This is a genomic window from Micromonospora sp. D75, assembly GCF_018070405.1.
In the GTDB taxonomy this organism is placed as follows: Bacteria; Actinomycetota; Actinomycetes; order Mycobacteriales; family Micromonosporaceae; genus Micromonospora; species Micromonospora chalcea.
This window is the reverse complement of the sequence record NZ_JAGPXV010000819.1, coordinates 1-2,184: the sequence shown is the minus strand read 5'-3', so window position 1 is coordinate 2,184 and position 2,184 is coordinate 1. Positions and strand designations below refer to the sequence as shown.

The following is a 2,184-nucleotide window of genomic DNA, read 5'->3' as shown; positions in this document are numbered from 1 at the left end:
CGCGGCGGTGGAGGCCGCGAAGGCGGACGGCCGGTGGGCGGCGGCGTACGCGCCTCCGTCGGAGGCCGAGCTGCCGGCCGACCTGCTCGCCGCCGTCGCCGCCGAGCCCGCCGCCCAAGCCATGCTCGACGTCCTCACCAGCGCCAACAGGTTCGCGCTCATCCACCGGCTGAACGCGGTCAAGCGCGCGGAGACCCGGGAACGCAAGATCGGTGAGTTCGTCGCCATGCTGGCCCGCCACGAGACGTTCCACCCGCAGAAGGCGAAGCCGCCGGCCACGCCGTGACCCGCGTCCCGGCTCACGAGTGGTCCCGGACGAACGCGCGCAGGAGCGCGGCGCACTCGGCCGCGTGGGTCTCCACCAGCAGGTGGCCGCCGTTGAAGAGGTGCGCGTCCATCCGGTCCAGCGCGCGATGCTGCGCGAGCACCTCGTCCACGTCGAAGTAGGCGTCGTGCCGGTCCCACAGCACGAGCGCCGGGGGTTGGTGGGCGCTGTGGTACTCGGCGACCGGCGGGTCTGACCGGGCGTACGCTCGAACGAGCCGACGGTGGGAGGTCGCCCGCGATGATCCCGTTGCTGATCCTGCTCGGGCTTCTCCTCGGACGCTGGTGGCGGTTGTCGCTCGTCGCCGCCGCGCTGGGCTGGCCGGTCCTGCTGGTCGCGACCGGCGTGACGGACGTCGGCGCGGGGCTGCTCGGCGCGGCCGTGCTCGCCGTCGCGAACACCGGTGCCGGCGTGCTGCTCCACCAGGGAGCCCGCCTGGCGATCCGCAGGCTTCGGGCGTCCTGAGCCGGGCCGGTGCGCTACACGGCGCCGCCGGTGTTGCGGATCATCCGCCGGCGCACCTTGAGGGTGGTGACGTAGTCGGCGTCGTCGACGCCGTCGTGGATGCGGGCCCGGATCCCCGGCGCGTGCTGCTTGAGGCGGAGCCGGGCGTCCTCCCCCGCCTCGGTGATCCGTAGCCGGCCGTCCGCGTCGCGGGTCAGCCAGCCGCGTTCCCGGAGCACCTCCGCCTCGGCGTCCAGGTCGTCCTCGGCCCGTAGATACGAGCGCATCGCGTGTCGCAGTTCGGGGACGGTCAGTCCGCCGCCGCCGGGCAGGAGGTCGTTCGGGGACAGGTTGCGCAGCAGCCAGAACTGGGGCTGGGTGAAGCCGTGCGTGGCGTGCTGGGCGCGGGTGAAGGCGATGAGCGACTCGTTCGCGCCGCCCGTCCAGTAGGCGGCCGGCTGGCCAGCGTGTTCGGCGTCGGACAGGTGCGGTGTGTTCATGATGCTCTACCTCCGGCGGTGGTCGGGTGAGCACGACGCTAGGACCTCAACCACGCTTCAGCTCAAGCCGCGAGGGACATCGCGTTCCGGTCGGCCCGGGCATGATGAGGCGCATGCGGGTAGCGATGGCGACCGACGCGGGACATCCGGGCCGTACCAATGAGGATTTCGCCGGCGCCGTCCCCTGCGGCCTGGTCCTGGTCGACGGCGCGGGCGGCATCACCGGCGCGGACGAGGTCTGCCGTCACGGCATCGCCTGGTACGCGACCCGGCTCGGCGGCGCGCTGCTCGGCGCGCTGGCGCAGGAGGGGAGCCTGCGCGACGTGCTGGCCGAGGGCATCGAGCGGGTCACCGACCAGCACCGCGACACCTGCGACGTCGCCCACCCGATCAGCCCGTTCGCCGCGGTGGCGATGCTGCGGTTCTCCGGCGGGACCGTCGAGCACCTGGTCCTCGGTGACGCGGTCGCGCTGGTCGGCCGGGCGGCCGGTGATCCCGTCGTCGCCCACGATCCGCGTGAGGTGGTGATCGCCCGAGCCTTCGAGGAGCGGCTGAAGGACGTGCCGGAGGGCGGCGACGAGTACCGGCGGCTGCTGGTGGAGCTGCGGTCCCGCCGCAACAGCCCCGGCGGCTTCTGGGTCGCCAAGGACGATCCGACGGTGGTGGCCGAGGCGGTCACCGGCGAGTGCCCGGCCCACGACGTGACCGGCGCGGCGCTGCTCAGCAACGGCGCGAGCCGTCTCGTGGACACGTTCGGCCTGACCGACTGGCCGGGGCTGTTGCGCCTGCTGGAGACCGCCGGCCCGGCCGAGGTCATCGCCCGGGTTCGGGCGGCGGAGGCAACCGGGGGCGTCGCCACCGACGACGCGACGATCATCAGCCGCGCCTGACCGGCACGACAATCCGGCTGTGCTC

Annotated in this window: 5 protein-coding genes; 3 read left to right on the top strand and 2 right to left on the bottom strand. The window is 73.7% G+C overall.

The features are described from left to right. On the top strand, window positions 1-286 hold a 286-nt coding region (locus tag KBX39_RS29520; RefSeq protein WP_210873668.1), incomplete at its 5' end, for a YdeI family protein. A gap of 13 nt (window positions 287-299) precedes the next feature. Here KBX39_RS29520 and KBX39_RS29515 read toward each other — a convergent pair. Then, window positions 300-470, bottom strand: coding sequence for a hypothetical protein (locus KBX39_RS29515; protein WP_231915454.1), 171 nt, complete (start codon window positions 468-470; stop codon window positions 300-302). A 95-nt stretch (window positions 471-565) separates the two neighbouring features. Here KBX39_RS29515 and KBX39_RS29510 point away from each other — a divergent pair, with 95 nt between their 5' ends. Next, window positions 566-790 (top strand): hypothetical protein, encoded by a 225-nt coding sequence (locus KBX39_RS29510; RefSeq protein ID WP_210873666.1) that lies wholly within the window; start codon window positions 566-568, stop codon window positions 788-790. Between the two features lie 14 nt (window positions 791-804). Here the strand turns inward: KBX39_RS29510 and KBX39_RS29505 are convergent, their stop codons facing one another. Next, complete coding sequence (locus KBX39_RS29505) at window positions 805-1,269, bottom strand: MarR family transcriptional regulator (RefSeq protein ID WP_210873664.1); 465 nt, start codon at window positions 1,267-1,269, stop codon at window positions 805-807. Window positions 1,270-1,382: 113 nt separating this feature from the next. Between KBX39_RS29505 and KBX39_RS29500 the strand changes: the two genes are divergently transcribed. Beyond that, entirely contained in the window at window positions 1,383-2,159 is a 777-nt protein-coding gene (locus KBX39_RS29500) for a hypothetical protein (protein WP_247660733.1), read from the top strand. Window positions 2,160-2,184 lie beyond the last annotated feature (25 nt).